At 69.5% G+C, this 24,396-nt stretch carries 28 protein-coding genes and 1 tRNA gene; 15 read left to right on the top strand and 14 right to left on the bottom strand.

What is annotated here, in order from left to right:
- Nucleotides 1-3: 3 nt before the first annotated feature.
- The 3 genes from ctaD to DJ017_RS19515 are packed head-to-tail and all read left to right on the top strand — an operon-like array spanning nt 4 to nt 2,964.
- Nucleotides 4-1,929 carry a cytochrome c oxidase subunit I gene (gene ctaD / locus DJ017_RS19505; protein ID WP_111530584.1) on the top strand — a complete coding sequence of 642 codons (1,926 nt, stop codon included), beginning with the start codon at nt 4-6 and terminating at the stop codon, nt 1,927-1,929.
- Nucleotides 1,922-2,524 carry a cytochrome c oxidase subunit 3 gene (locus DJ017_RS19510; protein ID WP_111530585.1) on the top strand — a complete coding sequence of 201 codons (603 nt, stop codon included), beginning with the start codon at nt 1,922-1,924 and terminating at the stop codon, nt 2,522-2,524. The genes ctaD and DJ017_RS19510 overlap by 8 nt, the downstream gene beginning before the upstream one ends.
- Nucleotides 2,524-2,964: a hypothetical protein gene (locus tag DJ017_RS19515; protein WP_111530586.1), complete on the top strand. Its 441-nt coding sequence runs from the start codon at nt 2,524-2,526 to the stop codon at nt 2,962-2,964. The genes DJ017_RS19510 and DJ017_RS19515 overlap by 1 nt, the downstream gene beginning before the upstream one ends.
- Before the next feature lie 2 nt (nt 2,965-2,966).
- Here the strand turns inward: DJ017_RS19515 and DJ017_RS19520 are convergent, their stop codons facing one another.
- A complete protein-coding gene (locus DJ017_RS19520; RefSeq protein ID WP_111530587.1) occupies nt 2,967-4,313 on the bottom strand; it encodes a carbohydrate porin in 1,347 nt (448 codons plus the stop codon).
- A gap of 136 nt (nt 4,314-4,449) precedes the next feature.
- Nucleotides 4,450-4,761, bottom strand: a complete 312-nt coding sequence (locus DJ017_RS19525; RefSeq protein ID WP_133255515.1) for a hypothetical protein — start codon at nt 4,759-4,761, stop codon at nt 4,450-4,452.
- A 95-nt stretch (nt 4,762-4,856) separates the two neighbouring features.
- Here DJ017_RS19525 and DJ017_RS19530 point away from each other — a divergent pair, with 95 nt between their 5' ends.
- The 3 genes from DJ017_RS19530 to DJ017_RS19540 all read left to right on the top strand — a co-directional run bounded on the left by DJ017_RS19530 (nt 4,857) and on the right by DJ017_RS19540 (nt 7,227).
- Nucleotides 4,857-5,258 carry a hypothetical protein gene (locus tag DJ017_RS19530; protein ID WP_111530589.1) on the top strand — a complete coding sequence of 134 codons (402 nt, stop codon included), beginning with the start codon at nt 4,857-4,859 and terminating at the stop codon, nt 5,256-5,258.
- Between the two features lie 110 nt (nt 5,259-5,368).
- Nucleotides 5,369-6,241 (top strand): alpha/beta fold hydrolase, encoded by an 873-nt coding sequence (locus tag DJ017_RS19535; RefSeq protein WP_111530590.1) that lies wholly within the window; start codon nt 5,369-5,371, stop codon nt 6,239-6,241.
- Between the two features lie 221 nt (nt 6,242-6,462).
- Nucleotides 6,463-7,227 carry an SDR family oxidoreductase gene (locus DJ017_RS19540; protein WP_111530591.1) on the top strand — a complete coding sequence of 255 codons (765 nt, stop codon included), beginning with the start codon at nt 6,463-6,465 and terminating at the stop codon, nt 7,225-7,227.
- Nucleotides 7,228-7,309: 82 nt separating this feature from the next.
- On the opposite strand, the gene DJ017_RS19545 is transcribed toward DJ017_RS19540, so the two are convergent.
- Nucleotides 7,310-7,385, bottom strand: a tRNA-Ile gene (locus DJ017_RS19545).
- A 100-nt stretch (nt 7,386-7,485) separates the two neighbouring features.
- Between DJ017_RS19545 and DJ017_RS19550 the strand changes: the two genes are divergently transcribed.
- The gene (locus tag DJ017_RS19550) at nt 7,486-8,238 is read left to right on the top strand and encodes an SIMPL domain-containing protein (RefSeq protein ID WP_227000266.1); all 753 of its coding nucleotides are present in this window, start codon (nt 7,486-7,488) and stop codon (nt 8,236-8,238) included.
- 3 nt (nt 8,239-8,241) lie between these two features.
- On the opposite strand, the gene DJ017_RS19555 is transcribed toward DJ017_RS19550, so the two are convergent.
- Complete coding sequence (locus DJ017_RS19555) at nt 8,242-8,760, bottom strand: hypothetical protein (RefSeq protein ID WP_133255516.1); 519 nt, start codon at nt 8,758-8,760, stop codon at nt 8,242-8,244.
- Nucleotides 8,738-9,094, bottom strand: a complete 357-nt coding sequence (panD, locus tag DJ017_RS19560) for an aspartate 1-decarboxylase (protein WP_111530594.1) — start codon at nt 9,092-9,094, stop codon at nt 8,738-8,740. Before panD ends, DJ017_RS19555 begins: the two co-directional genes overlap by 23 nt.
- A gap of 297 nt (nt 9,095-9,391) precedes the next feature.
- Between panD and DJ017_RS19565 the strand changes: the two genes are divergently transcribed.
- Both DJ017_RS19565 and DJ017_RS19570 read left to right on the top strand, forming a co-directional pair.
- Nucleotides 9,392-9,931, top strand: coding sequence for a YbhB/YbcL family Raf kinase inhibitor-like protein (locus DJ017_RS19565; protein WP_111530595.1), 540 nt, complete (start codon nt 9,392-9,394; stop codon nt 9,929-9,931).
- Between the two features lie 75 nt (nt 9,932-10,006).
- Nucleotides 10,007-11,257, top strand: coding sequence for a serine hydrolase domain-containing protein (locus tag DJ017_RS19570; protein ID WP_111530596.1), 1,251 nt, complete (start codon nt 10,007-10,009; stop codon nt 11,255-11,257).
- Between the two features lie 10 nt (nt 11,258-11,267).
- Here DJ017_RS19570 and DJ017_RS19575 read toward each other — a convergent pair whose 3' ends face one another.
- On the bottom strand, nt 11,268-11,636 hold the full coding sequence (locus DJ017_RS19575) for a hypothetical protein (protein WP_111530597.1): 369 nt from the start codon (nt 11,634-11,636) through the stop codon (nt 11,268-11,270).
- Between the two features lie 127 nt (nt 11,637-11,763).
- Here DJ017_RS19575 and DJ017_RS19580 point away from each other — a divergent pair, with 127 nt between their 5' ends.
- On the top strand, nt 11,764-11,988 hold the full coding sequence (locus DJ017_RS19580) for a flagellar basal body rod C-terminal domain-containing protein (protein WP_111530598.1): 225 nt from the start codon (nt 11,764-11,766) through the stop codon (nt 11,986-11,988).
- A gap of 43 nt (nt 11,989-12,031) precedes the next feature.
- On the opposite strand, the gene DJ017_RS19585 is transcribed toward DJ017_RS19580, so the two are convergent.
- The 4 genes from DJ017_RS19585 to crcB all read right to left on the bottom strand — a co-directional run bounded on the left by DJ017_RS19585 (nt 12,032) and on the right by crcB (nt 14,382).
- On the bottom strand, nt 12,032-12,865 hold the full coding sequence (locus DJ017_RS19585) for a DUF6644 family protein (RefSeq protein ID WP_111530599.1): 834 nt from the start codon (nt 12,863-12,865) through the stop codon (nt 12,032-12,034).
- Entirely contained in the window at nt 12,862-13,497 is a 636-nt protein-coding gene (locus DJ017_RS19590) for a DUF6644 family protein (protein WP_111530600.1), read from the bottom strand. Before DJ017_RS19590 ends, DJ017_RS19585 begins: the two co-directional genes overlap by 4 nt.
- A 134-nt stretch (nt 13,498-13,631) precedes the next feature.
- A complete protein-coding gene (locus tag DJ017_RS19595) occupies nt 13,632-13,967 on the bottom strand; it encodes a DUF190 domain-containing protein (protein WP_111530601.1) in 336 nt (111 codons plus the stop codon).
- Nucleotide 13,968: 1 nt separating this feature from the next.
- The gene (gene crcB / locus DJ017_RS19600; RefSeq protein WP_227000267.1) at nt 13,969-14,382 is read right to left on the bottom strand and encodes a fluoride efflux transporter CrcB; all 414 of its coding nucleotides are present in this window, start codon (nt 14,380-14,382) and stop codon (nt 13,969-13,971) included.
- A gap of 66 nt (nt 14,383-14,448) precedes the next feature.
- On the opposite strand from crcB, the gene DJ017_RS19605 reads away from it, so the two are divergent.
- Nucleotides 14,449-15,669: an MFS transporter gene (locus DJ017_RS19605; RefSeq protein ID WP_111530603.1), complete on the top strand. Its 1,221-nt coding sequence runs from the start codon at nt 14,449-14,451 to the stop codon at nt 15,667-15,669.
- Between the two features lie 94 nt (nt 15,670-15,763).
- On the opposite strand, the gene DJ017_RS19610 is transcribed toward DJ017_RS19605, so the two are convergent.
- Nucleotides 15,764-16,219, bottom strand: a complete 456-nt coding sequence (locus DJ017_RS19610) for a DUF6152 family protein (protein ID WP_111530604.1) — start codon at nt 16,217-16,219, stop codon at nt 15,764-15,766.
- Between the two features lie 94 nt (nt 16,220-16,313).
- Nucleotides 16,314-17,213 carry a hypothetical protein gene (locus tag DJ017_RS19615; protein ID WP_111530605.1) on the bottom strand — a complete coding sequence of 300 codons (900 nt, stop codon included), beginning with the start codon at nt 17,211-17,213 and terminating at the stop codon, nt 16,314-16,316.
- 131 nt (nt 17,214-17,344) lie between these two features.
- Between DJ017_RS19615 and DJ017_RS19620 the strand changes: the two genes are divergently transcribed.
- Complete coding sequence (locus DJ017_RS19620) at nt 17,345-17,965, top strand: TIGR02466 family protein (protein ID WP_111530606.1); 621 nt, start codon at nt 17,345-17,347, stop codon at nt 17,963-17,965.
- Between the two features lie 8 nt (nt 17,966-17,973).
- Here the strand turns inward: DJ017_RS19620 and DJ017_RS19625 are convergent, their stop codons facing one another.
- A complete protein-coding gene (locus tag DJ017_RS19625) occupies nt 17,974-19,020 on the bottom strand; it encodes a permease (RefSeq protein WP_111530607.1) in 1,047 nt (348 codons plus the stop codon).
- 152 nt (nt 19,021-19,172) lie between these two features.
- Between DJ017_RS19625 and DJ017_RS19630 the strand changes: the two genes are divergently transcribed.
- The 3 genes from DJ017_RS19630 (at nt 19,173) to DJ017_RS19640 (ending at nt 22,295) form a co-directional block, all read left to right on the top strand.
- Nucleotides 19,173-20,480 carry a glycoside hydrolase family 1 protein gene (locus tag DJ017_RS19630; protein WP_227000268.1) on the top strand — a complete coding sequence of 436 codons (1,308 nt, stop codon included), beginning with the start codon at nt 19,173-19,175 and terminating at the stop codon, nt 20,478-20,480.
- Nucleotides 20,481-20,575: 95 nt separating this feature from the next.
- The gene (locus DJ017_RS19635) at nt 20,576-21,616 is read left to right on the top strand and encodes a DUF7064 domain-containing protein (protein ID WP_111530608.1); all 1,041 of its coding nucleotides are present in this window, start codon (nt 20,576-20,578) and stop codon (nt 21,614-21,616) included.
- Nucleotides 21,617-21,695: 79 nt separating this feature from the next.
- Entirely contained in the window at nt 21,696-22,295 is a 600-nt protein-coding gene (locus DJ017_RS19640) for a DUF6151 family protein (RefSeq protein ID WP_111530609.1), read from the top strand.
- 39 nt (nt 22,296-22,334) lie between these two features.
- On the opposite strand, the gene rpoD is transcribed toward DJ017_RS19640, so the two are convergent.
- The gene (rpoD, locus tag DJ017_RS19645; RefSeq protein WP_111530610.1) at nt 22,335-24,272 is read right to left on the bottom strand and encodes an RNA polymerase sigma factor RpoD; all 1,938 of its coding nucleotides are present in this window, start codon (nt 24,270-24,272) and stop codon (nt 22,335-22,337) included.
- Nucleotides 24,273-24,396 lie beyond the last annotated feature (124 nt).

The following is a 24,396-nucleotide window of genomic DNA, read 5'->3' on the forward strand; positions in this document are numbered from 1 at the left end:
CCCATGGTCGACCGCGCCCTTGATCCAGCCGTCGTCCTCGAGCGGCGCCAGCTCGCCCAGACCTGGGAGACGCCGCGGACGGTCGTCGGCTGGCTGTCGAGCGTCGACCACAAGGAGATCGGCAAGCGCTACCTGGTGACGGCCTTCGTCTTCCTGCTGCTCGGCGGGGTGGAGGCGCTGATCCTGCGGCTGCAGCTCGCCCGGCCCAACGAGGCGGTGCTGTCGCCCGAGGCCTACGACCAGATCTTCACCCTCCACGGGGTGACGATGATCTTCCTTTACGCCCTGCCGGTGCTGTCGGGGTTCTCCAACTACCTGTGGCCCCTGCTCCTCGGCTCGCGGGACATGGCCTTCCCGCGGCTCAACGCCTTCTCCTACTGGACCTTCCTGGGCGCCGGTGTGTTCATCTACGCCTCGGTGTTCATGGGCCAGGCGCCCAACGCCGGCTGGTTCGACTACGTGCCGCTGGCCGGGCGCGAGCACGACCCGGGCCTCAACATCGACGTCTATGCGCTGGGCATCGTCTTCCTGGGCGTCTCCACCACCGTCGGGGCTATCAACTTCGTCGTCACCCTGCTGCGCACACGCGCACCGGGCATGTCGATCAACCGCATGCCGATCCTGGTGTGGGGCACCATCACCGCCTCGGTGGCCAACCTGTTCGCCGTGCCCGCCCTGACCGCCGCCTGCCTCCTCCTGTGGCTCGACCGGCAGTTCGGGATGCACTTCTACGACATCGCCGGCGGCGGCCAGCCGCTGCTCTGGCAGCACCTGTTCTGGTTCTTCGGCCATCCCTGGGTCTACGCCCTGGTGCTGCCGGCCATGGGCATCGTCTCGGACGCCCTGCCGACCTTCTGCCGCCGGCCGCTGGTTGGCTACACGGCCGTGGCCCTCGCCACCGTGGCGACCATGGTCATCGGCTTCGGGGTGTGGGTGCACCACATGTTCGCGGTCGGCATGCCGCCGCTCGCCATGAGCTTCTTCGGCGCGGCCAGCATGGTGATCGCCATCCCTAGCGCGGTCTCGGTGTTCGCCTGGATCGCCACCATCTGGACCGGACGGCCGGTCTGGACGACCGCCTTCCTCTACTTCGCGGGCTTCATCCTGCTGTTCGTGATCGGCGGGGTGTCGGGGTTCATGACCGCGGCCGTGCCGCTCGACTGGCAGCTCACCGACACCTACTTCGTGGTCGCCCACCTGCACTACGTGCTGCTGGGCATCAACGTCTTCCCGGTGATCGGTGGCCTCTACTACTGGTTCCCGAAGATGACCGGGCGGCTGATGGACGAGCGGCTCGGCAAGTGGAGCTTCTGGACGGCCTTCATCGGTTTCAACGTCGCCTTCTTCCCGATGCACGTGGCGGGCCTGATGGGCATGCCGCGGCGGATCTACACCTACCCGGCCGGCATGGGCTGGGGCGGGCCGAACCTGATCACCTCGGTCGGCTCCTTCGTGTTCGCCGCCGGGGTGCTGCTGACGGTGTGGAACGTGATCCGCAGCCGCACGCGCGGCGCGCCGGCCGGCGCCAACCCGTGGGACGCGCCGACGCTGGAGTGGTCGGTCGCCTCGCCGCCGCCGGCCTACAACTTCGCTCGCCTGCCGATCGTGGCGAGCCGCCATCCGCTGTGGGAGGACCGCCTGGGCGAAGGCACCGGTCGCTCGGTGCTGGACAGCGACATCCGGCTCACCGAGGGGCGCGAAACGCTCGCCACCACGCCGCTGGACGCCGAGGCGGACGCCATCCTGCGGATGCCGGGCGACACGCCGATCCCGCTGCTGCTCGGACTGGCGCTCACCGTGCTGTTCTTCGCCCTGCTGTGGAAGGGCTGGTGGCTGGCCGGCGCGGCGCTGGTGGTGAGCGCCCTGCTGACCGCCGCCTGGCTTCGGCCCAGCCGCCGGGCCCCGCGCGAGGAGAGCGCCCGTGGCTGACCTGTCCCTCGACCGGCCGCTGCCCGTCGCCCCCTCCGGCTATCGCTCGTCCGGCTGGTGGGGCCTCGCCACGGTGATCGCCACCGAGGCGGCGCTCTTCGTGTTCCTGATCTTCGCCTACGCCTATCTCGGCTCGCAGTCGGCGACGCCCTGGCCGCCCGGCGGCGCGCCGGCCCTGCGGCTGGCGGGGCCGAACACGGTCGTGCTGCTGGCCTCGAGCCTGGCGGCGTGGTGGGGCCAGAAGGGGATCGAGCGGGGCCGGCGCGGCCAGCTCGTCCTCGGCCTGGCGATCGCCCTCGTCCTAGGCGCCGTTTTCGCGGGCGTGCAGGGGCTGGAGTGGGCGGCCAAGCCGCACGGACCCTCGGACAGCGCCTACCTGTCGCTCTACTTCACCATCACCGGCGTCCACCTGGCGCACGTGGCGGTCGGGCTCGCCGTGCTGCTCGCCCTGCTGGTCTGGGCCGCGCTCGGCGAATTCACCGCCGCGCGGCACGAGCACGTCGGCGTCGGCCTGCTCTACTGGCACTTCGTCGACGCGGTCTGGCTCGTGGTGTTCACCACCTTCTACCTGACGCCGCGCATGGGGATCTTCTGATGGCAGGCCCCATTCCCTCGAGCGGCGAGAGCGCGGGCCATCCGGCGCCGGCGCGGGACGAGGTCGGCGTCCTGCCCCTGCTCTACGGCCTGCTCGCCGCTCCGGCCGCGGCCGCGCTGGAGACGCTGATCGGCATGGGCGTGGTCGGCCGCGCCTGCCTGCCCACCGACCATCCGCTGGCCGCCCCGCGGTTCTCCACCGAGCCGATCGTCTGGACGGTTCACCTCGTGGCGCTGATCGTCGGCGTCGCGGCGGTGCTGGTCAGCCTGCGGGCCTGGCGGCGGACGCGCCACGAGCACGAGGGCGGCCGCGGGGCGATGGTCGAGATCGGCGAAGGGCGCACCCGCTTCCTGGCCATGGTCGCCCTGTTGACGAGCGTCGGCTTCACCGGGCTGATCGTCTTCAACACCGTGGGCCTGGTGACGCTCGCGCCCTGCTGAGCTCAGAAGTGGATGTCGGCCCGCGCGCCGAGCACCAGGGCGTCGCCGTGGCCGCGGATCGCGCCGGGCCAGCGCACCCACTGGACATCGGGCATCAGGGTGAGCCCGTCGCGCACGTGGACGGCATAGTTCGCCTCCACCACCCACTCTGACCGCTGGACGCCGTCGACCCCGCCGGTGAACGGCTCGCCGAGGGCGGCCTGCAGGCGCTCGGTGCGGCTGAGCGATGAACTGACCTGGGTATGGGCGACGAGCAGACCGGCGACGTCCTTCGGGCGCGAAGCGACCAGCCCCTCGTCCGACAGGCCCAGGAACGACAGCTGGGCGAGCCGGAAGGTGGCCGGGTCGGACCGCACGTAGCCGCCGAAGGCCACGAGGCCGGCGGTCTTCCCCCTGCCGTGCCGCACCAGCATCTGGTCGAACAGCGCATAGCCGGTCGGTCGACCGCGATGCGAGCGCCCCGGCCGGCCGCTGACGGCGATCGGCTGGCCGGCGGCGTCGGCGTAGAGGTCCGGATAGGCCGAGGTGTCGTACATCCAGCCGAGCTTGTAGTGACCGGGCAGGCGCGCGGACTTGCCCCCCGGCGCGAAGGCGAGCTCGACGGGGTAGAGCGTGCCCGTCGAGCCGCCCGTCGACCAGTTCAGCCCCGAGGGGCCCCCGTGCTTGGGATTGACCTCGTAGGCGCCGAGGGTCGTCGAGAGGCCGCCGCCGAGCTTGACCTGAGCCCGCGCGCCCCAGGTGGCGAACGGCAGGTCGGTGAAGGCGGGCTGCGCCGGCAGGGTGTGCGGCCCGCCGCAGATCGCGGTGGACATGAACCGGCAGTAGAAGTCCGAACGGGCGAAGTCGCGGTGCACCGGCAGCCGGCCGGCCGCGACATTGACCCGGTCGCCGGCGAAGGACTGCTCGCCGTAGAGCCAGGCGAGCCGTGCGCCGACGGTGACGTTCGGCACATAGGCGTCCTGCACGGCCAGGAAGTCGTCGCCCAGGGTGTCGGCGGACAGGCTGTTGCCGGCGACGTTGGCGAAGGCGGCGTACAGCTTGAAGCCCTTCAAGTTCCACAGCTTCGCGCCGTCGAGGGCCGCCTCGCCGAGGATCAGGTGCGAATAGTCGAGGCCGTGGCCATGGCCGCCGGAGAGGTTGCCGACCACCTCCCCCTTGTACTCGAGGGAGAGCTCGACCCCCGTCGCCGCGGGGCCAGCGGCCCAGTCGCCGAGGAGGTGCTCGGCGGGCGGCTTGCTGGGGGAGTCCGCCTGAGGCGGCTTCTGAGGTGGCTGCGCCTGGGCGAGCGCCGCCGCGGGGACGAGGGTGGTGACGGCGGCCACAAGGCCGCCCAGGCGGCATGCGCGCATGGCGATGTCCTGGCAGGGGCGCTGCCGCGCCCGCGTGATCCACCCAAGGCGGCAAACGGCCAGGCGCCGCGCGCCGTTCCATCGTCTCACGATGTATTTCCGTCGGGCCGCCGGGAGGACTCCGGTCAGCGGTGCGTCAGGCGCGCTCGCGCAGCTTCACCGGACCGTGGGCGGCGAGGAGGTCCTCGTGCTCGGCGGTGCGCGTCGCCCTGGCCACGTTCAGGCGCGTGTAGACCAGCGGCGCGGCCTCGCGCACGCGCTTGGGAAGCGCCTCGTGTAGCCGCGACAGGTCGAGCGCCTCGCCGACGCCGAGAATCTCGGCCTCTTCGCCGCGCATGCGGATGCAGGCATAGTTGCCGGCCATCGGTGGGTGCGCCGCGCCTTGCGGCCACAGCCGGAACCGGTAAGTCGCGCCCGAGGCGCCTTTAAGATCGATGATGGCTTTCATGGAGACCCGATGCTCGCGTCCCCCGACGTAGACCCGCCGAGGCCCGCCGTCGACGGCTCGCGGATCAGAACCGCCCACTAGGGACTTCCTGTCGCATGTCGCGCCGCTTCGACCGCTTTCTCCGACACGCGCCCGTCCACTCGGCGGGCCCGACCCTGGGGCGCGTGTTCAACGTCACCCGGGAATCCTGGAAGCTGACCGACGATCCCAAGGTCATTCGCCCGCGTCGCGAACGCGTCGCCAGCGGCCGCACGGCGTCCGACGCCGCAGACCTGGCCCGGGCCAGCGCCGAGAGCTTCGCCGACCACGGCTTCCATAAGCCCTCGGGCGCCTGGTGGGCCTCCGACGGGACCGATTTCCACCGCTACGTGGTGCACACGGGGCGCCGCGGACCGCCGCCGGCCGTGCTGATCGCCACCGGCCTCGCCGGCGCGGCGCTCGCCATCCTGCACCTGAGCGGCGGCCGGCGCCGGCGGACGAGCGGCAAGGCCGATTAGGCGAGGCTCGACGCGGCGGCCTCAGGCCGTCAGCCCCGCACACACCCGGCTGCCGCTGCGGCGGACACTTGAGGGTGGCAAGGTGATCGGCGCCTGGCCTAAACAGCGGCATGGCTGGTCCCACGTCACACTTTTACTTCTCTCAGCGCCTGCGGCTGCACTACGTCGATTGGGGCAACAGCGATGCGCCACCGCTGGTGCTGGTGCACGGCGGCCAGGATCACTGCCGGAACTGGGACTGGGTCGCACAGCGGCTGCGCGACCGCTATCACGTGATCGCTCCGGACCTCCGCGGACATGGCGACAGCGCCTGGGCCGTCGGGGGTGGCTATGACATGGGGGCCTACGTCTACGATCTGGCCCAGCTCATCCACCAGAAGACGGCCGCTCCAGTCACCATGGTCGCTCATTCGCTCGGCGCGGGCATTGCCTTGAACTACGGCGGTGCGTTTCCGGACTCTGTGGCCAAGCTCGTGGCCATCGAAGGCCTTGGACCTTCTCCTCGGGTCATGGCCGAGCAGGCCAAACGCGCTGTCGACGAGCGGTTGCGCGCCTGGGTGGCGGACCGTCGGCAGAACTCTGGACGCACTGCGCGCCGGTATGCACGCCTGGAGGACGCCGTCGCGCGGATGGCCGAGGAGAATGCCCACCTCAGCCCCGAGCAGGCGCGCCACCTCACGGTGCACGGGGTCCAGCAGAACGAAGACGGGACCTATTCCTGGAAATTCGACAACGCAACGCGCTGGGGTGGTGGCGTAGGCGGCCTCTCGCACGAAGACCAGCATCGTCTCTGGGCCAAGATCACGGCGCCTGTGTTGCTGGTGCGCGGCGCAGACTCCTGGGCCTCTGATCCAGTGATCGACGGGCGCATCAGGCATTTCGCCAACGCCCGGCTCGTCAATTTCGAGAACGCCGGCCATTGGGTCCACCACGATCAGCTCGAAGGCTTCATGGCGGAGCTTGAAGCCTTCCTCAGCTCTTGAGCTGCCGCCGGGCGTTTGGCCGAGGGCGCATCAGCGTCGTTGCCGTCCTGACGACCGTCCCGCGCAGACCTGCGGCAGAGCCGGCCGAGTGGCCAGGCCAAGCCTCAAGAGGGAAGTTGGCGCGCCTCCAGCCGACCTCAAGCGCGCTCTTCCGAGCCGCACCGCGCCGTGGCGTCCGGCGGCCATCCCCGCTAAGCGTCGGGTCAGGAAGAGGGAACGCCATGGAACTGAAGGACAAGGTCATCGTCGTCACCGGCGCGGCGAGCGGTATCGGCCGGGCGCTGGCTCAGCGGTTCGCGGCCGAGGGCGCCAAGGCTGTGGTCTGCGCGGACCGCGACGAGGCCGGGGCCAAGGCCACTGCAGCGGGCATTGGCGGCGTCGCATTCCGCGTCGATGTCGCACGGGAAGACGAGATCGCCGGCCTCATCGAGACGGTCGAGCGCGACATCGGCCCGATCGACCTCTTCTGCTCAAACGCGGGCATCGGCGTGGGCGGTGGCGCGGAGGCCGCCAACGCCGACTGGCAGCGCATCTGGGACATCAATGTCATGGCCCACGTCTGGGCCGCCCGCCACCTGGTGCCGCGGATGGTCGCCCGCGGCGGCGGCTACCTGCTGAACACCGCCTCCGCGGCGGGCCTGCTATCGCAGATCGGCTCGGCGCCCTACGCGGTGACCAAGCACGCCGCCGTCGGCTTGGCCGAATGGTTGGCCATCACGCACGGCGATGACGGCATCAAGGTCTCGGTGCTCTGCCCCCAGGCGGTGCGCACCGCGATGACCGCCGGCAATCCGGACGGCGTCGCCTCCATCGACGGGATGATGGAGCCCGAGGAGCTGGCGGAAGTCACCGTGGGGTGCCTGGAGCGGGAGGAGTTCCTGATCCTGCCGCACCCCGAGGTCCTGCAGTACATGCGCAACAAGACGGCCGATTACGGTCGGTGGATCGGCGGCATGCGCAAGCTGAATCGCCAGTTCCGCGGGTAAGGACGGTCCCGCCGAGCGTCAGATGCGGACGGTGGGCAGCCTACATCGGTAGCGCCACGGCCCACGCCGCAAGAATAGGCGCTGGTGGGCCCGGCAGGACTCGAACCTGCAACCAGACCGTTATGAGCGGCCGGCTCTAACCATTGAGCTACGGGCCCCCGCAGCGTTCCCGGCGGTTACCATGGGCTGCACGGGCCTTAAAGCTTGCGTTCAGCTTGGCCTTGCGAACTTGGTCGCCGATCTTCGATGGAGACACCGATGAAGACCCTGCTTCGCGCCGGCGCCCTTAGCCTGGCGCTGATGGGCGCCGCGGCGCCCGCCGCCCTCGCGCAATCGGCCCCGGCCCCGGCCCCGGATTCGGCCGCCGACGCCGTCTTCCAGGCCACCACCCTCAGCCTCTCGGCCTATGGGGAGGCCAAGGTGGTCCCGGACATGGCGACCATCACCCTGGGCGTGACCACAGACGCCCCGAGCGCGGCCCAGGCGCTGGCCGCCAACGCCGACCAGATGGCCAGGGTGATGGCCTCGCTGAAGCGGGCCGGCCTCGCCGAGCGCGATCTGCGCACCTCCCAGCTCAGCGTCAATCCGCAGTACGCCTACGAGCAGAACCAGCCGCCGCGGCTGACCGGCTACCAGGCCTCCAACCAGGTGACGATCACCGCCCGCGACCTGAAGCGCCTCGGCCAGACGGTGGACGCGGCGGTGGGCGCCGGGGCGACCAACGTCAATTCGATCAGCTTCGGCCTGCTCGACCCGACGGCGGCGGAGAATGCGGCGCGGCTGGCGGCGGTGCGCGCCCTGCAGGCCAAGGCTGACCTCTACGCCAAGGCGGTGGGCCGGCCGGTGCTGCGGCTGGTCAACCTGAGCGAAGGCACGAGCTTCGACGTGCGGCCGCCCTCGCCGATCATGATGGCCGCGCCCAAGGCGAGCTTCCGCGCCGAGACCGCCGTGTCGCCCGGCGAGATGCAGGTGCGGGTCGACATCACCGGGCTCTACGAGCTCGCCCGGTAGGGCTCAGTCCAGGCCGAGGTCCTTGAGGCGCGGCTCGATGCGCTCGGCCATCATCAGGCCGGGGAAGGTCCGCGTGCCCTCCATGACGGCGGCGTAGACGTAGCCCTTCCTGGGCAGGACGCCGGAGGCCCAGGCGACGCCGCGCGAGCCGTCGGCGGCGGTGTTGCAGGACAGACGCCGCGCCTGGCCGTCCTTGGCGGTGACGTCGGCGAGGTCCTTGACCGTGCGCGCGCCCGGGCTGTCGCAGGCCGGCAGCATGCGGGCGCAGACGGTGGCGGTGTTGTAGCGGTAGAGCACCCGGCCGCTCGCCTTGTCGGCGATGACGAGGCAGCTGGCCGGATCGCCGATGGCGTCCGACACGGCGGCGTCGAGCTTGTCCTTCTTCACGCCCTTGGGCGCGGTGGGGGAGCAGGCGGCGAGGGCCGCCAGGGCCAGCAGCGAAAGGCCGGCCCCGAAGATAGCCTCAGAGACGGCGCCAGAGACGGCCCCAGAGACGGCGTCAGGCCGCCTTCTTGATCTCATTGCCTTCGTCGAGGAGGACCACGGTCGGCGCATAGTTGCGGGCTTCCTCCGAGGGCAGCATGCCGTAGGTGACGACGATCACCTTATCACCCTTCTGCACCAGGCGGGCGGCGGCGCCATTGACGCCGATCACCTTCGAGCCGCGCGGGGCCTCGATGGCGTAGGTGGTGAAGCGGGCGCCAGTGGTGATGTTGAGCACGTCCACCTGCTCGTGCGGCAGGATGCCGGAGGCGTCCAGCAGATCGCGGTCGATGGCGATCGAGCCTTCGTAGTCCAGGTCCGCCTGGGTCACCGTGGCGCGGTGCAGCTTCGCCTTCATCAAGGTCACGAGCATGGGTGGTCTCGATCCTTCCCGACAGCCGCAGGTGCGGCCGGTCGCGCATATACGCATGATGACCGGGGCTTTCAATGCGGCGCTGCAGCGTCGTTGACCCTGGGTCAAGGCGTTCTGCGTCGGTCAGCCGCAACGCCTTGCGCGGCAAAGGGGAAGTCCGTGCGCGGGGGCGCGCGGCGCGGGTAAATGCGCCTCCCTCTCATGTGCAGCGCAGCAAGGATTTCCCCCGCTCGTTCCGGCAACCCGCGCCGCCGCGCCGTGGTTAGGAGGAGGCAGCCATCATCGGGAGACCGCGCCATGCCGGAACACTCTGGCGAAGCCATCACCATCATGAAGGTCGATCCGATCCTGCCCACGGGCGTGACGATCACCTCCACCGCCCAGGGCGCCGACGGCCGCCTGGCGGACCAGCACTCCGCCTATTTCGACAACGTCTCGCCGCCGCTGCGCTGGTCGAACGTGCCGGACGTGAAGGCCTGGGCGATCATCGTCGAGGACCCCGACGCCCCGCGTGAGCTGCCGTTCGTCCACTGGATGATCTGGAACATCGAGGGCGGCGTCACCCACCTCGACGCCGGCCTGCCGAACACCGAGCAGCCGGTGACGCCCCAGGCCTCCATCCAGGGCAAGAACGACATGGGCGGCTACGGCTGGTTCGGGCCGCGGCCGCCGGCCGGCCACGGCGTGCACCGCTACTACTTCCAGATCTTCGCCCTCGACGACTTCCTGCCGATGGACGCCGACACGCCGCTGAATGAGCTGCTGAACGCGCTCAAGGGCCACACCATCGCCAAGGGCGAGATGATGGCCACCTACGAGGCGCCCACCCCGCAGTAGGCCGCGCTTGACGGGCCGCGCGTCAGCCTGCGTCAATGCTCCTGAACGCCGATAACCGGCGCGGGAGGACACGGGATGTACGGCGATCAGGGAACGGGCGGGCTCAATCCGGAGGCTCTGGCGCAGATCCCGCCGGCGCTGCAGGGCGTCGCGGACCAGGGCCTGCTGTCCGGCTTCGTGACCCTGGTCTGGCGGAAGGGCGAGATCGCCCAGGTCAACGCGATCGGCCACCGCGACCTCGAGGGCAAGGTCCCGATGACGCGGGACACCCTGTTCCGCATCGCCTCGATGACCAAGCCGGTCACCTCGGTCGCCACCCTGATGCTGCTCGAGGAAGGCAAGCTGAAGCTGGAGGACCCGGTGACCAAGTGGCTGCCGGAGTTCGCGGACATGCAGGTTCTGGCCGACGCCACCGGGCCGATCGACCAGACGAGCCCGGCGGCGCGCGACATCACGGTCGAGGACCTGATGACCCACCGCGCGGGCCTCGCCTACGGCTTCACCTCGGTGGGGCCGATCGCCCACGCCCACGAGGAGCGGCTGGGCTCGCCGCTGGTCAACGCCATGACGCCGGACGAATGGCTGGCGGCCTTGGGCAGCCTGCCGCTGAGCTATCCGCCGGGCGATCGCTTCCACTACAGCCACGCCACGGACGTGCTGGGCTTCCTGGTGGCGCGGATCGAGGGCAAGCCGCTGGGCGAGGTGCTGCGCGAGCGGATCTTCGCCCCGCTCGGCATGGACGACACCTTCTTCTGGGCGCCGCCGGAGAAGCGCGAGCGCCTGGCCAAGCTCTACAAGGCGCCGGCCGAAGCCGGGCCGCTCGAGGACGTCTCCCTGCCCCACCCGAGCAAGGCCCCGGCCTTCGAAGGCGGCGGCGGCGGCCTGATCTCCACGGCCGACGACTACCTGAAGTTCGCCCGCATGCTGCTGGGCAAGGGCGAGGTGGACGGCGTGCGCCTCCTGAAGCCGCAGACGGTCGAGCTGATGACCGCCAACCGGCTGACGGACGCCCAGCGGAAGATCCCCTTCATGGGCTTCCCGTTCTGGGATGCGCAGGGCTTCGGCCTGGGCGTGTCGACGATCCTCGACGAGGAGAAGCAGGCCATGGTCGGCGCCGGCTCCAACGGCAGCTTCGGCTGGCCGGGCGCCTTCGGCACCTGGTGGCTGGCCGACCCGAAGGAGGAGATGGTCCTGATCTATCTGATCCAGGATTCCATGCCCCTGGAGCCGGAGAGCGCCTCGCAGCTCGCCACCGGCCAGCGGATGGGCGGACGCATGGTGCTGCCGGTGTTCCAGAAGATGGTCTACGCGGCGCTCGGCAAGTAGCCGCCTGCGCCTAGCGGGCGGGGTTGCGCGGCGCGACGCACATCGGCCGGCCCTGCCAGGTCGCGCCGACCACGCTGCCGTTCTTCACCGCCTCGGCGCGGGCGCGCTCGTAGGCGGCGCTCTCGGCCGGCGGCCGGACGCCCGGTGGGCAGACCGAGATCGTCACCTGCTGGCCGCCGTCCAGGCACTGGCAGATGTCCTCGCGCGGGTCGATGTGCGAGGGCTGGGCGCGGCAGGTGGCCGGCAGGGTGCGGCCGCCAGGCTCGATGCAGATGCTGGTGACGGTGGGGTCGAAGGTCGACTGGGCAAAGGCCGACGGGGCGAAGGCGGCGCCGGCCGCCAGGCCAATCGCGGCGCCGAGGGTGATCGCTCTGAGCATTCGGAGACTCTCCTTCCGCTGACGCCCCGCGCGAAGACTACTCCCCGGCAACGGAAGGTTCACCATCCTTGGTGGCTCAAGGCTTAACCCTGCCCGTCTAGGTTGGCGGCGAACCTGGGAGAGGACCATGGATCCGCTCACTGTCGCCCGTTACGGCCTGATGGCCGCCTCGCAGCGCTTCGATGCCTCGGCCGCCCGCACGGCGCGGATGGGCGATCAGAGCTCTGACATCGACTACGCCGCCGAGGCCGTCGAGCAGATCGAGGCCAAGCACCAGTTCAGCGCCAACCTCGGGACCATCAAGGTCGCCGACGAGATGTGGCGCTCGCTGATGGACATCCAGACCCGCTGAAGGCGACGGGGCCGCCGGCCGGCGGCCCCGCCCTCCTTTCACGTCAGGCGAAGGCGATCCAGCGGCCGGCGGCCGCCCCGGTGATCCACACCAGGATGGTGGCGTAGCCGATCGCCTTGGCCAGCGGCCCCGCCGTGTCCCCGTCCGCCCGGCGCGCGAAAAGCTGCACGGCCGCGGCGCCGAAGATCCACACCGAGAACAGCACGAAGAAGGTCTTGTTCACCGGATCCAGCCTGGCGAGGTCGTCGGGCTGGATCATCGCGTGGGTGATGAAGCTCTGCACCGCGATCAGCGCCAGGAGGCCGGCGAGATAGATCCAGCGCAACCGCCCGCGCGTCACCGCCAGCACCAGGAGGGCGGCGGCGGTAAGCACGTGGAACAGGCCGACGTTGATCAGGGCCCCGGTGACGAAGACGCCAATGGCGAGCACGAAGAGCGCGCCGCCGACCAGCAGGGAGAGCCTGGCGCCAGGGCCGACGGCGCCCTCGTCGCGGGCGACGGGACGGCTCGCGCCATAGGTCAGGATGACTCCGGCGACGAGGGCCAGCATCTTCACGACGAAGGCGGTGGAATCGTAGAGCCGCTCGGCGTTGGCCATGCCGATCAGGATGCCGGAGACCACGATGCCGATGACGCCGACGTCCTGCCAACGGCGCAGGTTGCGGTAGACCACCGAGGGCGGCTCGTCGGTGATGCCGGCGCCGATCAGGCGCAGGTTCATCAGGATGGCCGCGCCGCCGAGCAGCACCAGGGATAGGATGTGCAGCACCTCCCAGGCCGCGAACTGCGGCTTGATGATGTAGGCCGGCCAGACGTTGACCAGGTTGACCACCCAGGGCCGCAGCGCCGGGAAGAAGTATTCGAACGTCAGCTTCATTGCCCCTGCCCCCCGCTCACCGTGGCCCCGCTCAGCTTCGTCATGTCCTCCTTGTCGACCGCGCCCTTCTCCGAGACCTTGCACTCCTGCAGGACGTTGACGAGGTGCGGGATCGGCTTGCCGCATTCGAACCAGTCGTAGGCGATGAAGCGGCCCATGGTGATGACGCAGAGCCAGGCCAGCAGCGACAGCGCCGCCGAGGCGCGCGCCGAGGCAGGCGGCCGCTCGTAGCCGTCCCAGGCGGCCTGATTACGCTGCACACGGAAGTGGAAGACGGCGATGTTGATCATCGCCAGGACGAGGAAGACCATCTTCGCCCGGAACCACAGATTATGATAATAAAACAGTGGCTTGGCGAAGAACAGCAGCAGGCCGGTGGCGATCACCATCAGGAAGCCGGCGACCGTCAGCGGCAGCACCCGGTCGCTGACCACCGAGACCGGCGTGCGCCGGAAGGTGACGCCCAGCAGCCGCAGATCGACCACGAAGATCGTGCCGGCGAACAGCATCAGCGAGATGAGGTGGGTGCCTTCGAGCAGGCCCCAGAAGTTCAGCGAGCCCAGGAGCGCCTCGCTCCAGGACTGGGCGGTGTCGCCCGTCCCTTTCCCGAGCTCGGTCTGCAGCCAGACCAAGACTTCACGTATCAAAGCATCCCCCCTCTATTTCTTCTTTGAAATCAATCGAGCACAATACAGGAATCCCTGGGCAGTCTTACCCTAGGAGGCGCCGCAAGGCGACAGAACAAACCGGTTGTTCAGTGCTTTGGCTAAGGCCTGAGGACCCGGATCTTCTCGAGGGTGACGAGACCCTGGCGCGGATCGGGGCCGATCATGGTCTCGAGGATCGGCAGGAACCCCTCGATGCGGGCTTCGGCGTCGACAATCTCCACCACCACCGGCAGGTCGTCCGAGAGATCGAGAATCTTGGCGCTCTCGATGCGGCCGCCGCGGCCATAGCCCATGACGCCGCGCAGCACGGTGGCGCCGGCCAGGCCCGCGTCGCGGGCGGCGCGCACGATGGCCTCGTAGAGCGGGTGGCCGGCGTGGCGGGCGCGCTCGCCGACGAACACACGCAGCAGGACGGCCTCTTGGACGGACGGCATGTCAGCCTCCCCGGACGGCGTTGGCGAGGGCCTGGTTGATGAGAGCGCCGGCGACGTAGCCTGCCCAGACCCCGAGCATGCACAGGACGACCGAGCCGGCCACATTGCCGGCCGCGGCGCCGAGCTCCCCCGTGCGCATCAGGTTCAGCGTCTGCAGGCTGAAGCTGGAGAAGGTGGTGAAGCCGCCGCAGACCCCGACGGTGACGAAAAGGCGCGCGTCGGGCGGGACCAGCCAGCGGCCGTCCGGCCCGGTGAGGGTCGCGAACAGGCCGATCACGAACGACCCGCCGACGTTGATGATCAAGGTGCCCCACGGAAAGGTCTCGCCGAAGGCGTGGGCCGCGGCGCTGGAGCAGGCGTAGCGGGCCACGCTGCCGAGCGCGCCGCCGAACGCGATCCAAAGATAGGTCAACAAGGGCTGGACCTCCCCCCTGGCTCGGATAGAGCATCGGTCCTCGCCCGTCGAGTTCGCAAGGATCCCATGGCCGAAGCCGCCGCCAAGTCTCCACGGGCCATCCGCCTCGTGCCCGCCAGCATCTGGGCGCTGGGCTTCGTCTCCATGCTGATGGACGTCTCCTCGGAGATGATCCACGGCCTGCTGCCGGTCTATCTGGTCAGTGTCATGGGGGCCTCGGCCCTGACGGTCGGGGCCATCGAGGGGGTGGCCGAGTCCACCGCCCTGATCACCAAGATCTTCTCCGGCGCCCTGTCGGACTGGCTGGGCAAGCGCAAGCTGCTGGCGGCGCTGGGCTACGGGATCGCGGCGCTCACCAAGCCGGCCTTCCCGCTTGCCGGATCGGTGGGCTGGCTGGTGGCGGCGCGCTTCGTCGACCGCATCGGCAAGGGCGTGCGCGGCGCGCCGCGCGACGCCCTGATCGCCGACATCGCCCCGGACGGGGCGCGGGGGGCGAGCTTTGGCCTGCGCCAGACCCTGGACACCATTGGCGCCTTCGTGGGGCCGGGGCTGGCGGTGCTGCTCATGCTGGCGACGCGCGACAACTTCCGGCTGGTGTTCTGGATCGCCGTCATCCCGGCGATCGCCTCGGTGAGCCTGATCGTCTTCGCGGTGCGCGAGCCCGAGGTGAAGCGGAACGGCGGGCGAGCGAAGTTCCCATTGCGGCCCTCGGAGCTGAAGCGCCTGGGACTGGCCTTCTGGCTGGTGACCGCGGTGGCGGCGGTGTTCACCCTGGCCCGCTTCTCAGAGGCCTTCCTGATCCTGCGCGCCCGCTCTCTGGGGCTCAGCGAGGCCTTCGCCCCGATGGTGCTGGTGGTGATGAACATCGTCTATGCGCTGTCGGCCTATCCGGCGGGCGCGCTCTCCGACCGGCTGGGGCGCCAGGGGCTGTTCCTGGCCGGCATCGCCCTCCTCGTCCTCGCCGACCTGGCGCTGGCCTTCGCCCCCTCGCTGGTCGGGGTCGCGCTGGGCCTGGTGCTGTGGGGACTGCACATGGGCTTCACCCAGGGCCTGCTTAGCGCCCTCGTCGCCGACACCGCTCCGCCCGACCTGAGGGGCACCGGGTTCGGGGCGCTGAACCTCGTCACCGGCATTGCCACCCTGGCCGCCAGCCTGCTGGCCGGGGAGCTGTGGGACGCCATCGGCCCACCGGCGACCTTCGCCGTAGGGGCCGGCCTGGCGGTGGCCTCGATGGCCGGGGTCGGGATCGCGGCCAAGGTGCTGGCCCGCGCCAACGGCGCCCGCTAGCGCCTGCCCAAACGAACCTGCGCAAACGAACCTGCGCAAACGAAAACGGGGAGCCCGAAGGCTCCCCGTTCCGCGCTCTCCAGAGCTGAAGGGCCTACTTCTCGTTCGGGTCCGAACCGTCCTTCGGCGCGCCGGTGCCGGAGGAGCCCATGAACACCTTGCGGCCATCGGTGAAGGTCACGTCGCGGCCGTTGGCCTTGCAGACCGGGGTGCAGGCCTTGTCCTTGGACTGGTAGCCGCGGACGATCACCTCAGTGCCGGGCTTCAGCGAATTGCGGTCGATGCCGGCGCGCAGCAGGGTGTTGGGCGTGCCGCCTTCCACCATCCACTCGCGGGCCTGGCCGTCGGGGCCGGCGGCCATGACATGCACCCAGGCGTGCGGGTTGATCCACTCGACCTTGGTCACCTTGCCGCGCAGCAGCACCGGCGCCTTGCCGTCGAATTCGGCCGAGAAGGCGTGGTGGGCGGCGGCCTGGCCGACGCCGATCGCGGCGGCGGCGAGAAGGCCCGCGCCGAAAACGGTGGGAAGGTTGAAACGACGGAAATTCATGGTGCGCCTCCAGCGCCAATGCTGACGTCTTCTTGTTGGGGAAAACCTACATGAGCCCGAGCTTGGCGTACATCGGCGCCCATGCAGGCGCCGATCACTTCAGCGGTTCCTTGCGATACTGGCCGTACATGAGCTCTTCGACGAACTCGACGCACTTGAACTGGCCGAGCTGGGCGTCCTCGCCGACGTGGCGGTAGAGGTTCATGCTCATCTTCCACGGCCGGGTGAAGGCCGAGGGATCGGTGATCTCGGCCTCGTAGCGCATGACGTTGGCCGAGACCGGCGTGTAGCGCTCGACGACCTTCATGTCCGCGGAGTGGAAGTTGCCGGCCCGGTCGAGCCAGCTCGAGTCGTTCTGGCCCGTGACCACGACCACCAGGGTGTCGCCTTCCCAGTGGGCGACCGACTGGCCCATCCAGCTGTCGATCGGGGCCGGGCCGGGATCGGTGAACAGCAGGTTCCGGACCGCGCCGGCGTACTCGTAGGCGATGAGCAGCTGCTTGTCGGACTGGAAGATCTGGAAGGGGTGGCTCATGTAGTTGGCGCGCGGCACGCCGGGCAGGTAGCACTTGATCTCGGGATCCTTGTGGATCCAGTCGGCGCGGTTCTCGTCGCGTGTCTTGCGAGCCTCGGCCGTGTAGGGAATCTCGCCCCCTTCGACGACGCCCAGGCCGGCGGGCACGGCGCCCACCGCGCCGAGCGCCAGGACCTCCCTGGACGGCACGGGGCCGAAGGGGCCGGGGCGCATCTGCAGGGCGGCGCTGGCCGGATGCGGCTCGACGTTCCAGCCGGCCGTGTTCATCACCTGCCAGACGCCATTGAGGTCGGGGTGGACCTTGTCCGGTCCGCGGGGCGCCCGGTAGGCGAGCGCCTGGCTCGCCTTGCCCGCCTGGGGTTTCGCCTTCGCCGGCGCCGCCATGGCCGAGCCCGCGACGAGCGCCTGACCGCCGATCACAACGCCCGCAACGGCAAGCGCGGCCGCAATCCTCTTCATCCGTCTCCCCCCAATCGTCCCCGCGTCATTGCGCGGAGCGTTCGTTGAACAATGTCTAGCGGACCGCGGCTGAGACCGCCACTTCGCCCGCGCCTTTTGACAATCCATGTCGGGCCGTTTAGCGCCGAGACATGGCGCTCCGTCCCCTATTCGCGACTCCGATCTATGAAGCGACGCTTAGCACGGACCGGTCGTTCGAAAATTTCAACGCCGAATTAGAGCAGGCGTGCCAGATGCTGGCCGATGAGGACCGCGCCGGACAGGCCTGGTGCAAGGCGCACGCCTATGGCGGCTACACCTCCTATGCCTCGCTGAACGACCTGCCGCTCAGGGCCAGCGTATTCGCAGACCTGAAACGCAAACTCGATCGGCACGCGCGCGATTTCGCCGACGCCCTGGCATTCGACCTGGGCGGCGGCAAGCTCAAGCTGGACAGCCTGTGGGTCAACGTCCTCAAGCCGGGCGCGGGCCACACCAGCCACATCCACCCGCACAGCGTGATCTCCGGGACGATCTATGTGCGCACGCCCAAGGGGGCCTCGGCGCTGAAGATCGAGGATCCGCGCCTGCCCTACATGATGGCCGCGCCCACCCGGCGCACGGATGCGCCCGAAGAGGTGCAGCCGTTCGTCTATCTGACGCCGCAGCCGGGCACGATCTACATGTGGGAAAGCTGGCTGCGCCACGAGGTGACGACCAACCAGGCGCGCTCGGAGCGGATCAGCGTCAGCTTCAACTACGGCTGGCGCTAGGCAGGGCCTCAGAACCCCAGGGCGATGGCCAAGCCGGCGGCGGCGAGGCCGAACAGCACGACCGCGCCGGCGATCACGGCCAGGACGCGCGGCGGGAACGAGCGGCTGAGCATGGCCAGGGACGGCAGGCTGATCGGCGGCAGGGTCATCAGCAGCGCGCCGGCCGGCCCGGCGCCGACGCCGAGCTTCAGCATGGCCTGGACGATCGGCACCTCGCCGGCGGTGGGGATTACGAACAGCATGCCGGCGACGGCGAAGGCGAGGATCCAGCCGAGGTGATTGCCGACCTCGGGCCCGATCGCCGGGAACAGCCAGGCGCGGGCGAAGCCGAGGACAAGCACCAGGACCACGTATTCGGGCACGAGGCGCACAGTCATCCGGCCGAGCAGGCTCGCCCACCGGCGCAGCGGCGGCTGGGCGGGCTCGACCGGCAGGTCGGAGAGCGCGGCCTGCGCCTGGGCCGCCTCGCGGGCGGTGGTCATGCGGTTCACCAGCCAGCCGAGGCCGAAGACCATGGGCACGCCCAGGGCTAGGCGGAGGGCCGTCCAATGCCAGCCGAGCACGAAGCCCGTGAACACGAGAGTGGCGGGGTTGAGCACCGTGTTGCCGAGCCAGAAGGCGACGGCCGCGCCGGCGGCGGCCTGCTGGCGGCGCAGGCCCGCGACCACCGGGGCGGCGCAGCAGGTGCACATCATTCCCGGCAGGGCGAGGAGGCCGCCGGCCAGGGCGCTGCCGAAGCCCTTGCCGCCGAGCAGGCGCTGCACGGCCTCGCGCGGCAGCAGGGCCTGGACCCCGGAGCCGAGGACGAGCCCCAGCACCATGGCCTGCCAGATGGCCTTGCCGTAGGCCAGGGCATAGGCGAGCGCGGCCTGCAGCGAAGGGGCCGGGGGATGGTCCGCGCCGGCGGTGAGGATGGACTTGCCGATGGCGTGCTGGGCGGCGGCCACGAAGGCGCGGTTCCAGTAGGGCAGCCACTTCACATAGAGCAGGCCGGCGACCGCCACGAAGGCGAGCGCTGCGATGTATGGCGCGCGATTGATCCGCTGAGTTGTCATGGCGACCCCGTTCGTCGGCGCCCGTTTAGGGCCGGCGCGGCGGCGGGATCAAGCGGGGCTGCGCGCCTTCTTATATTCACTCCTTCCTGAGTGAGGATTGACGGGTGGATCGGCGCAAGGCCAGCTTCCGGCGCGACGGGAGGACAGGCGCCATGATGGATCGGCGGACGCTGATGGGGGCGGCGGCGGCCTTGAGCGCCGGGACAGGCAGCGCGCGGGCGACGGCGCACGAGCGGCGGCGGCCGGTCCCGCCCGGATTCCTTTGGGGGACGGCGATCTCGGCCCACCAGAGCGAGGGCAACAACACCAATTCCGACACCTGGCTGCTCGAGAACCTGACGCCCACGGTCTACAAGGACCGCTCCGGCGACGCCTGCGACAGCTACCACCGCTTCGCCGAGGACATCGCGCTCAACGCCGCTCTGGGCTTCAACTGCTACCGGTTCGGTATCGAATGGGCGCGGATCGAGCCGAGCCCGGGAAAGTTCTCCATCGCCGAGCTCGATCACTACGCCCGGGTGCTGGAGGCCTGCCATGCGCACGGACAGACCCCGGTGGTCACCTTCAACCACTTCTCCGCGCCCCTGTGGTTCTCGGTTCGCGGCGGCTGGGAGCAGGCCGACGCGCCGGATCTCTTCGCACGCTATGGCGCCAAGGTCACCGAGCGGCTCGGCCACCTCATGGGCATGGCCACGACCTTCAACGAGGCCAACGTCCAGCTGCTGGTGCAGGTGATGGCGCCGGCCGCGCCGTCCTCGCCGCTGCGGGCGCAGATGCTGGCCGCCGCCCGCCGGGCCACCGGTTCGGAGCGGTTCACCGCCCTCGCCTACGCCGACCCGGAGATCAGCCAACCGCTGCTGCTGGAGGCCCATCGTAAGGCCTACCTGGCGATGAAGGCCGCGCGCAGCGGCCTGCCCGTGGGGATCAGCCTGACGACCCAGGCGATCGAGCCGGTGGGGCCAGGCTCCATCGCTCCGGCGATGGAGGCCAAGCTCTATGGCGGCTGGGTGGAGATGGCGAAGAGCCACTCGGACTTCACCGGCGTGCAGACCTACACCCGCTTCCGCTTCGACGCCCATGGCATGGTGGCGCCGCCGGCCGGCGCGGAGCTGACGGCGGCGGGCTACGAGTTCTATCCACAGGCCCTGGCCGAGACGATCCGCTGGGCGCACCGGGCGATCGGGAAGCCAATCTATGTCACCGAGAGCGGCATCGGCACGGACGACGATAGGCGGCGCATCGACTACATCGACCAGGCGCTGGACGGGGTGCGCGCCTGCCTGGACGAGGGCATCCCGGTGCACAGCTATCTCTACTGGTCGCTGCTCGACAATTTCGAGTGGGCGCAGGGCTTCTCCAAGCACTTCGGCCTGGTGGCGGTGGACCTTGAGACCTTCCGCCGGACGCCGAAGCCGAGCGCCTACCATCTGGGCGCCATCGCAAAGGCGGGCCGGGCCTAGGACAAACGGTCCAGGTCCGCCCGTCGCAGCTTGCTTGGCGGCCCTTGCGTCAGGGGCGTAGCCTTTCCGCAAAAGATCGAAGGAAAGGTACGGAAATGGCCAGGACGCCGGCAGGAACCAAGACCCGCCTGGAGCCGCAGGACGAGTATCCGCACGATCCGGGAGAGGCCAAGAACTACAACGAAAGCATGTACTTCAACGTCTTCGACCCGGAGAAGAAAACGGGCGGCTGGTTCCGGATCGGTAACCGGCCCAACGAGAAGTACGCCGAGATCTCCGTCTGCATCTACCTGCCGGACGGACGCATCGCCTTCATGTTCGGCCGCCCCACGATCGAGGGCAACAAGGAGCTCGCGGCCGGCGGGCTGAAGGTGGAGGTGAAGGAGCCGTTCAAGCGGCTGAAGGTCACCTATTCGGGCAAGGCGCTGCTGATGGAACGGCCGTTCGAGATGGCCGATCCCAAGACCGCCTACCGCAACAATCCGAGCGTGCCCTGCACCGTGGACCTCGAGTACGAGGGCGTCTCGCCGATGTACGGCGGCGAGACGGTGAAGGCCGACGGCAGCCCGCTCGACATCGACCCCGAGAAATCCTTCGCCAAGGCCCACTACGAGCAGCATTGCGCCGCCAAGGGCGTCATCACGGTAGGCGACGAGCGCTTCGAGCTCTCGGGCTATGGGCTGCGCGACAAGAGCTGGGGCCCGCGTCACTGGCAGGCGATCGAGTGGTACCGCTGGTGCCCGATGAACTTCGGCCGCGACTTTGGGATGATGCTGTCGGTGATCGGCGACGGGAAGGGCGGCGCGCGCCAGGGCGGCATGGTGTTCCGGGACGGGATCTACGACCTGATCACCGAGTGCGTCATCGACAGCGACTGGGACGAGAACGACTACCAGACGGCCCTGCGCGCCAAGGTGAAGACCGAAGGCGGCAAGAGCTATGAGGTCACCGGCAAGGTCACTTCGCTGATCCCGCTGCGCAACCGTCGGACGACGCCCGACGGGGTGGAGCTGACCACCCGCATTACCGAAGGCATGACCGAGTACCGCTGCGGCGAGCTCGTCGGCTATGGCCTCTCCGAGTACCTCGACCAGATCGAGGACGGGATCCCGGTGGGCAAGGCGGCGGGGTACTAGGAGAGCCCCAGCGACCAGTTGACAGATGTAGTTTTCAGCGTTCCTCTGGCCCCGTCTGCCGGGACTGGAGGAGACGCCGATGGCTCGTCATCTGGAGTGCGCCTGCGGGGCCGTGCAGGGGACGGTGGAGACCGGCCCGCCGGTCAACCACGTGGTCTGCTACTGCCGCGACTGCCAGGCCTGGGCCCATCACCTCGGCCGGGCGGCGGAGATCCTCGACGAGCGGGGCGGCTCGGAGATCGTCCAGCTCCTGCCCAAGGCGGTGAGGTTCACGAAGGGCGCGGACAAGCTGGCCTGCATGCGGATGACCGGCCGCGGGCCGCTGCGCTGGTACACGACCTGCTGCAACACCCCGATCGGCAACGGCGCCCTGTCGTCCAAGGTCGCGTTCCTGGGCCTGGTCTCCGCCTGCCTGAAGAAGGACCCCCGCCCGCTGGACGCCGACTTCGGGCCGGTGGCGATGCGGGTGTTCACCGCCGGGGCGAAGGGCGAGCCGAAGCCCCTCCAGACGCCGATGTGGAAGCTGGTGAGCAAGCTCGCCGGCATGACGCTGAAGGCGCGGCTGGACGGGAGCTGGCGCACCAATCCGTTCTTCGACGCGCGCACCGGCGAGCCCGTGGCGACGCCGCAGACGGCGACGGCGAAGGCGCGGGCCGAGGCCCTGGCCAACGTGGCCTGAGGGCCAAATGAAAAGGGCGGCCGAAGCCGCCCTTCCCGCTTAGCTGTCGAGGAAGCTGCGGAGCTTCCGGGACCGAGACGGGTGCTTGAGCTTGCGCAGCGCCTTGGCCTCGATCTGGCGGATACGCTCGCGGGTCACCGAGAACTGCTGGCCGACCTCCTCGAGGGTGTGGTCGGTGTTCATGCCGATGCCGAAGCGCATGCGCAGGACGCGCTCCTCGCGCGGCGTCAGCGAGGCCAGCACGCGGGTGGTGGTTTCGCGCAGGTTCGACTGGATCGCCGCGTCGATCGGCAGGACCGCGTTCTTGTCCTCGATGAAGTCGCCGAGGTGGCTATCCTCCTCGTCCCCGATCGGGGTTTCGAGCGAGATCGGCTCCTTGGCGATCTTCAGCACCTTGCGCACCTTCTCGAGGGGCATGGCGAGCTTCTCGGCCAGCTCCTCGGGGGTCGGCTCGCGGCCGATCTCGTGCAGCATCTGGCGGCTGGTGCGGACGATCTTGTTGATCGTCTCGATCATGTGCACCGGGATGCGGATGGTGCGGGCCTGGTCGGCGATCGAGCGGGTGATCGCCTGCCGGATCCACCAGGTGGCGTAGGTGGAGAACTTGTAGCCCCGGCGGTACTCGAACTTGTCCACCGCCTTCATCAGGCCGATGTTGCCCTCCTGGATCAGGTCCAGGAACTGCAGGCCGCGGTTGGTGTACTTCTTCGCGATGGAGATCACGAGGCGCAGGTTGGCCTCGACCATCTCCTTCTTGGCCTGACGAGCCTCGCGCTCGCCCTTCTGCACGGTCTGGACGATGCGGCGGAAGTCGTCGATGGCGACGCCGGTCTCCTGCGCCAGGGCGGCGATCTCGGAGCGGATCTCGTTGATCTGGCCGAGGTCGTTTTCGGCGAACTTGGTCCAGCGCACGCCCAGGCTCTTCACCTGCTCGTGCCAGTCGGGACGCATCTCCTGACCGAAGTAGGCCTTGAGGAACTCGGTGCGCGAGATGCCGTAGCTGTCGGCCAGGCGCAGCAGGCGGCCTTCCAGGCCCACCAGGCGCTTGTTGATCGCATAGAGCTGCTCGACGAGCGCCTCGATGCGGTTGTTGTTGAGCTTCAGGCCCTTGAGGTGCTGGACGATCGCGGTGGTCGCGGCGTCGAAGGCCTTGCGGTCGGCCTCGGTGAGGTCCTGGCCCTGCAGCTTCTGGAGGACGAGCTTCTCCTGCAGCAGGCGGAAATTCTCGAACTCGGAGGCGATGGCGTCGAGCACGGCCATCACGCCCTCGCGCAGCTCGGCCTCCATGGCCGAGATGGTCGGCCCGGCGCCGTCGTCGAAGTCCTCGTCGCCCTCGCCTTCCGGCGCGCCCTCGGCGGCCTCGGCCTCTTCCTTCTCCTCGGCGTCGGCCATGCCGGCCTCGGCGGGCAGCTCGTTGGCGTCGGCCATCTGGCCGCCGTAGGTCTGCTCGAGGTCGATCACTTCGCGCAGCAGGATGCGGCCGGAGGCCAGCTCCTCGCGCCAGACCATGATCGCTTCGAAGGTCAGGGCGCTTTCGCACAGGCCGCGGATCATGGTGTCGCGGCCGGCCTCGATGCGCTTGGCGATGGCGATTTCGCCTTCGCGGGAGAGCAGCTCCACCGAGCCCATCTCGCGCAGGTACATGCGGACCGGGTCGTCGGTGCGGTCGTAGGCCGGCTCCTTGGTCGTCTCGACCATGGCCGTCTCTTCGCGGACCGCCACCTCGCCGCCGTCGGCGTCCTCCTCGGACTCGACGACGTTGACGCCCATCTCGCTGAGCATGGCGAGCGTGTCCTCGATCGCCTCGGAAGTGACTTCTTCCGAGGGCAGAACCTTGTTCAGCTCGTCCATGGTGACGTAACCGCGGGCCTTGGCCTGCTTGATGAACTTCTTGACCGCGGCGTCCGTCAGGTCGAGCAGCGGACCATCGCCGCCCTGGGTTTCTGGCGTTTCCGCTTCGGCCGTAGTGGTGCTCATCGAAATCTCCGAAAATCGGTCCGCCGTCCTGCAAGGCGCGGGCCGAAAATGGTGGCGAGGCTGCAACACGCGAGTGGGCCGCGACGATACGACCCGTCTTATGTGCAAACTGTTCCCGTTCTGG

The sequence above is a fragment of the Phenylobacterium soli genome (assembly GCF_003254475.1).
GTDB classification, from domain to species: domain Bacteria; phylum Pseudomonadota; class Alphaproteobacteria; order Caulobacterales; family Caulobacteraceae; genus Phenylobacterium; species Phenylobacterium soli.

Excerpts from the sequence above, each read along its gene's own strand:
- DJ017_RS19595 (WP_111530601.1), bottom strand. The coding sequence starts at position 13,967 with ATGCCGTCCGTCCAAGAGGCCGTCCTGCTGCGTGTGTTCGTCGGCGAG.
- panD (WP_111530594.1), bottom strand. The coding sequence starts at position 9,094 with ATGCTCGTGACCTTGATGAAGGCGAAGCTGCACCGCGCCACGGTGACC.
- DJ017_RS19585 (WP_111530599.1), bottom strand. The coding sequence starts at position 12,865 with ATGAAGCTGACGTTCGAATACTTCTTCCCGGCGCTGCGGCCCTGGGTG.
- DJ017_RS19565 (WP_111530595.1), top strand. The coding sequence starts at position 9,392 with ATGCCGGAACACTCTGGCGAAGCCATCACCATCATGAAGGTCGATCCG.
- DJ017_RS19635 (WP_111530608.1), top strand. The coding sequence starts at position 20,576 with ATGGCCAGGACGCCGGCAGGAACCAAGACCCGCCTGGAGCCGCAGGAC.
- DJ017_RS19520 (WP_111530587.1), bottom strand. The coding sequence starts at position 4,313 with ATGCGCGCATGCCGCCTGGGCGGCCTTGTGGCCGCCGTCACCACCCTC.
- DJ017_RS19620 (WP_111530606.1), top strand. The coding sequence starts at position 17,345 with ATGGCGCTCCGTCCCCTATTCGCGACTCCGATCTATGAAGCGACGCTT.
- DJ017_RS19555 (WP_133255516.1), bottom strand. The coding sequence starts at position 8,760 with ATGAGATCAAGAAGGCGGCCTGACGCCGTCTCTGGGGCCGTCTCTGGC.
- DJ017_RS19525 (WP_133255515.1), bottom strand. The coding sequence starts at position 4,761 with ATGAAAGCCATCATCGATCTTAAAGGCGCCTCGGGCGCGACTTACCGG.
- ctaD (WP_111530584.1), top strand. The coding sequence starts at position 4 with ATGGTCGACCGCGCCCTTGATCCAGCCGTCGTCCTCGAGCGGCGCCAG.
- DJ017_RS19630 (WP_227000268.1), top strand. The coding sequence starts at position 19,173 with ATGATGGATCGGCGGACGCTGATGGGGGCGGCGGCGGCCTTGAGCGCC.
- DJ017_RS19610 (WP_111530604.1), bottom strand. The coding sequence starts at position 16,219 with ATGAATTTCCGTCGTTTCAACCTTCCCACCGTTTTCGGCGCGGGCCTT.
- DJ017_RS19580 (WP_111530598.1), top strand. The coding sequence starts at position 11,764 with ATGGATCCGCTCACTGTCGCCCGTTACGGCCTGATGGCCGCCTCGCAG.
- DJ017_RS19615 (WP_111530605.1), bottom strand. The coding sequence starts at position 17,213 with ATGAAGAGGATTGCGGCCGCGCTTGCCGTTGCGGGCGTTGTGATCGGC.
- DJ017_RS19575 (WP_111530597.1), bottom strand. The coding sequence starts at position 11,636 with ATGCTCAGAGCGATCACCCTCGGCGCCGCGATTGGCCTGGCGGCCGGC.
- DJ017_RS19570 (WP_111530596.1), top strand. The coding sequence starts at position 10,007 with ATGTACGGCGATCAGGGAACGGGCGGGCTCAATCCGGAGGCTCTGGCG.
- DJ017_RS19515 (WP_111530586.1), top strand. The coding sequence starts at position 2,524 with ATGGCAGGCCCCATTCCCTCGAGCGGCGAGAGCGCGGGCCATCCGGCG.
- DJ017_RS19605 (WP_111530603.1), top strand. The coding sequence starts at position 14,449 with ATGGCCGAAGCCGCCGCCAAGTCTCCACGGGCCATCCGCCTCGTGCCC.
- DJ017_RS19640 (WP_111530609.1), top strand. The coding sequence starts at position 21,696 with ATGGCTCGTCATCTGGAGTGCGCCTGCGGGGCCGTGCAGGGGACGGTG.
- rpoD (WP_111530610.1), bottom strand. The coding sequence starts at position 24,272 with ATGAGCACCACTACGGCCGAAGCGGAAACGCCAGAAACCCAGGGCGGC.
- DJ017_RS19540 (WP_111530591.1), top strand. The coding sequence starts at position 6,463 with ATGGAACTGAAGGACAAGGTCATCGTCGTCACCGGCGCGGCGAGCGGT.
- DJ017_RS19530 (WP_111530589.1), top strand. The coding sequence starts at position 4,857 with ATGTCGCGCCGCTTCGACCGCTTTCTCCGACACGCGCCCGTCCACTCG.
- DJ017_RS19625 (WP_111530607.1), bottom strand. The coding sequence starts at position 19,020 with ATGACAACTCAGCGGATCAATCGCGCGCCATACATCGCAGCGCTCGCC.
- DJ017_RS19550 (WP_227000266.1), top strand. The coding sequence starts at position 7,486 with ATGAAGACCCTGCTTCGCGCCGGCGCCCTTAGCCTGGCGCTGATGGGC.
- DJ017_RS19535 (WP_111530590.1), top strand. The coding sequence starts at position 5,369 with ATGGCTGGTCCCACGTCACACTTTTACTTCTCTCAGCGCCTGCGGCTG.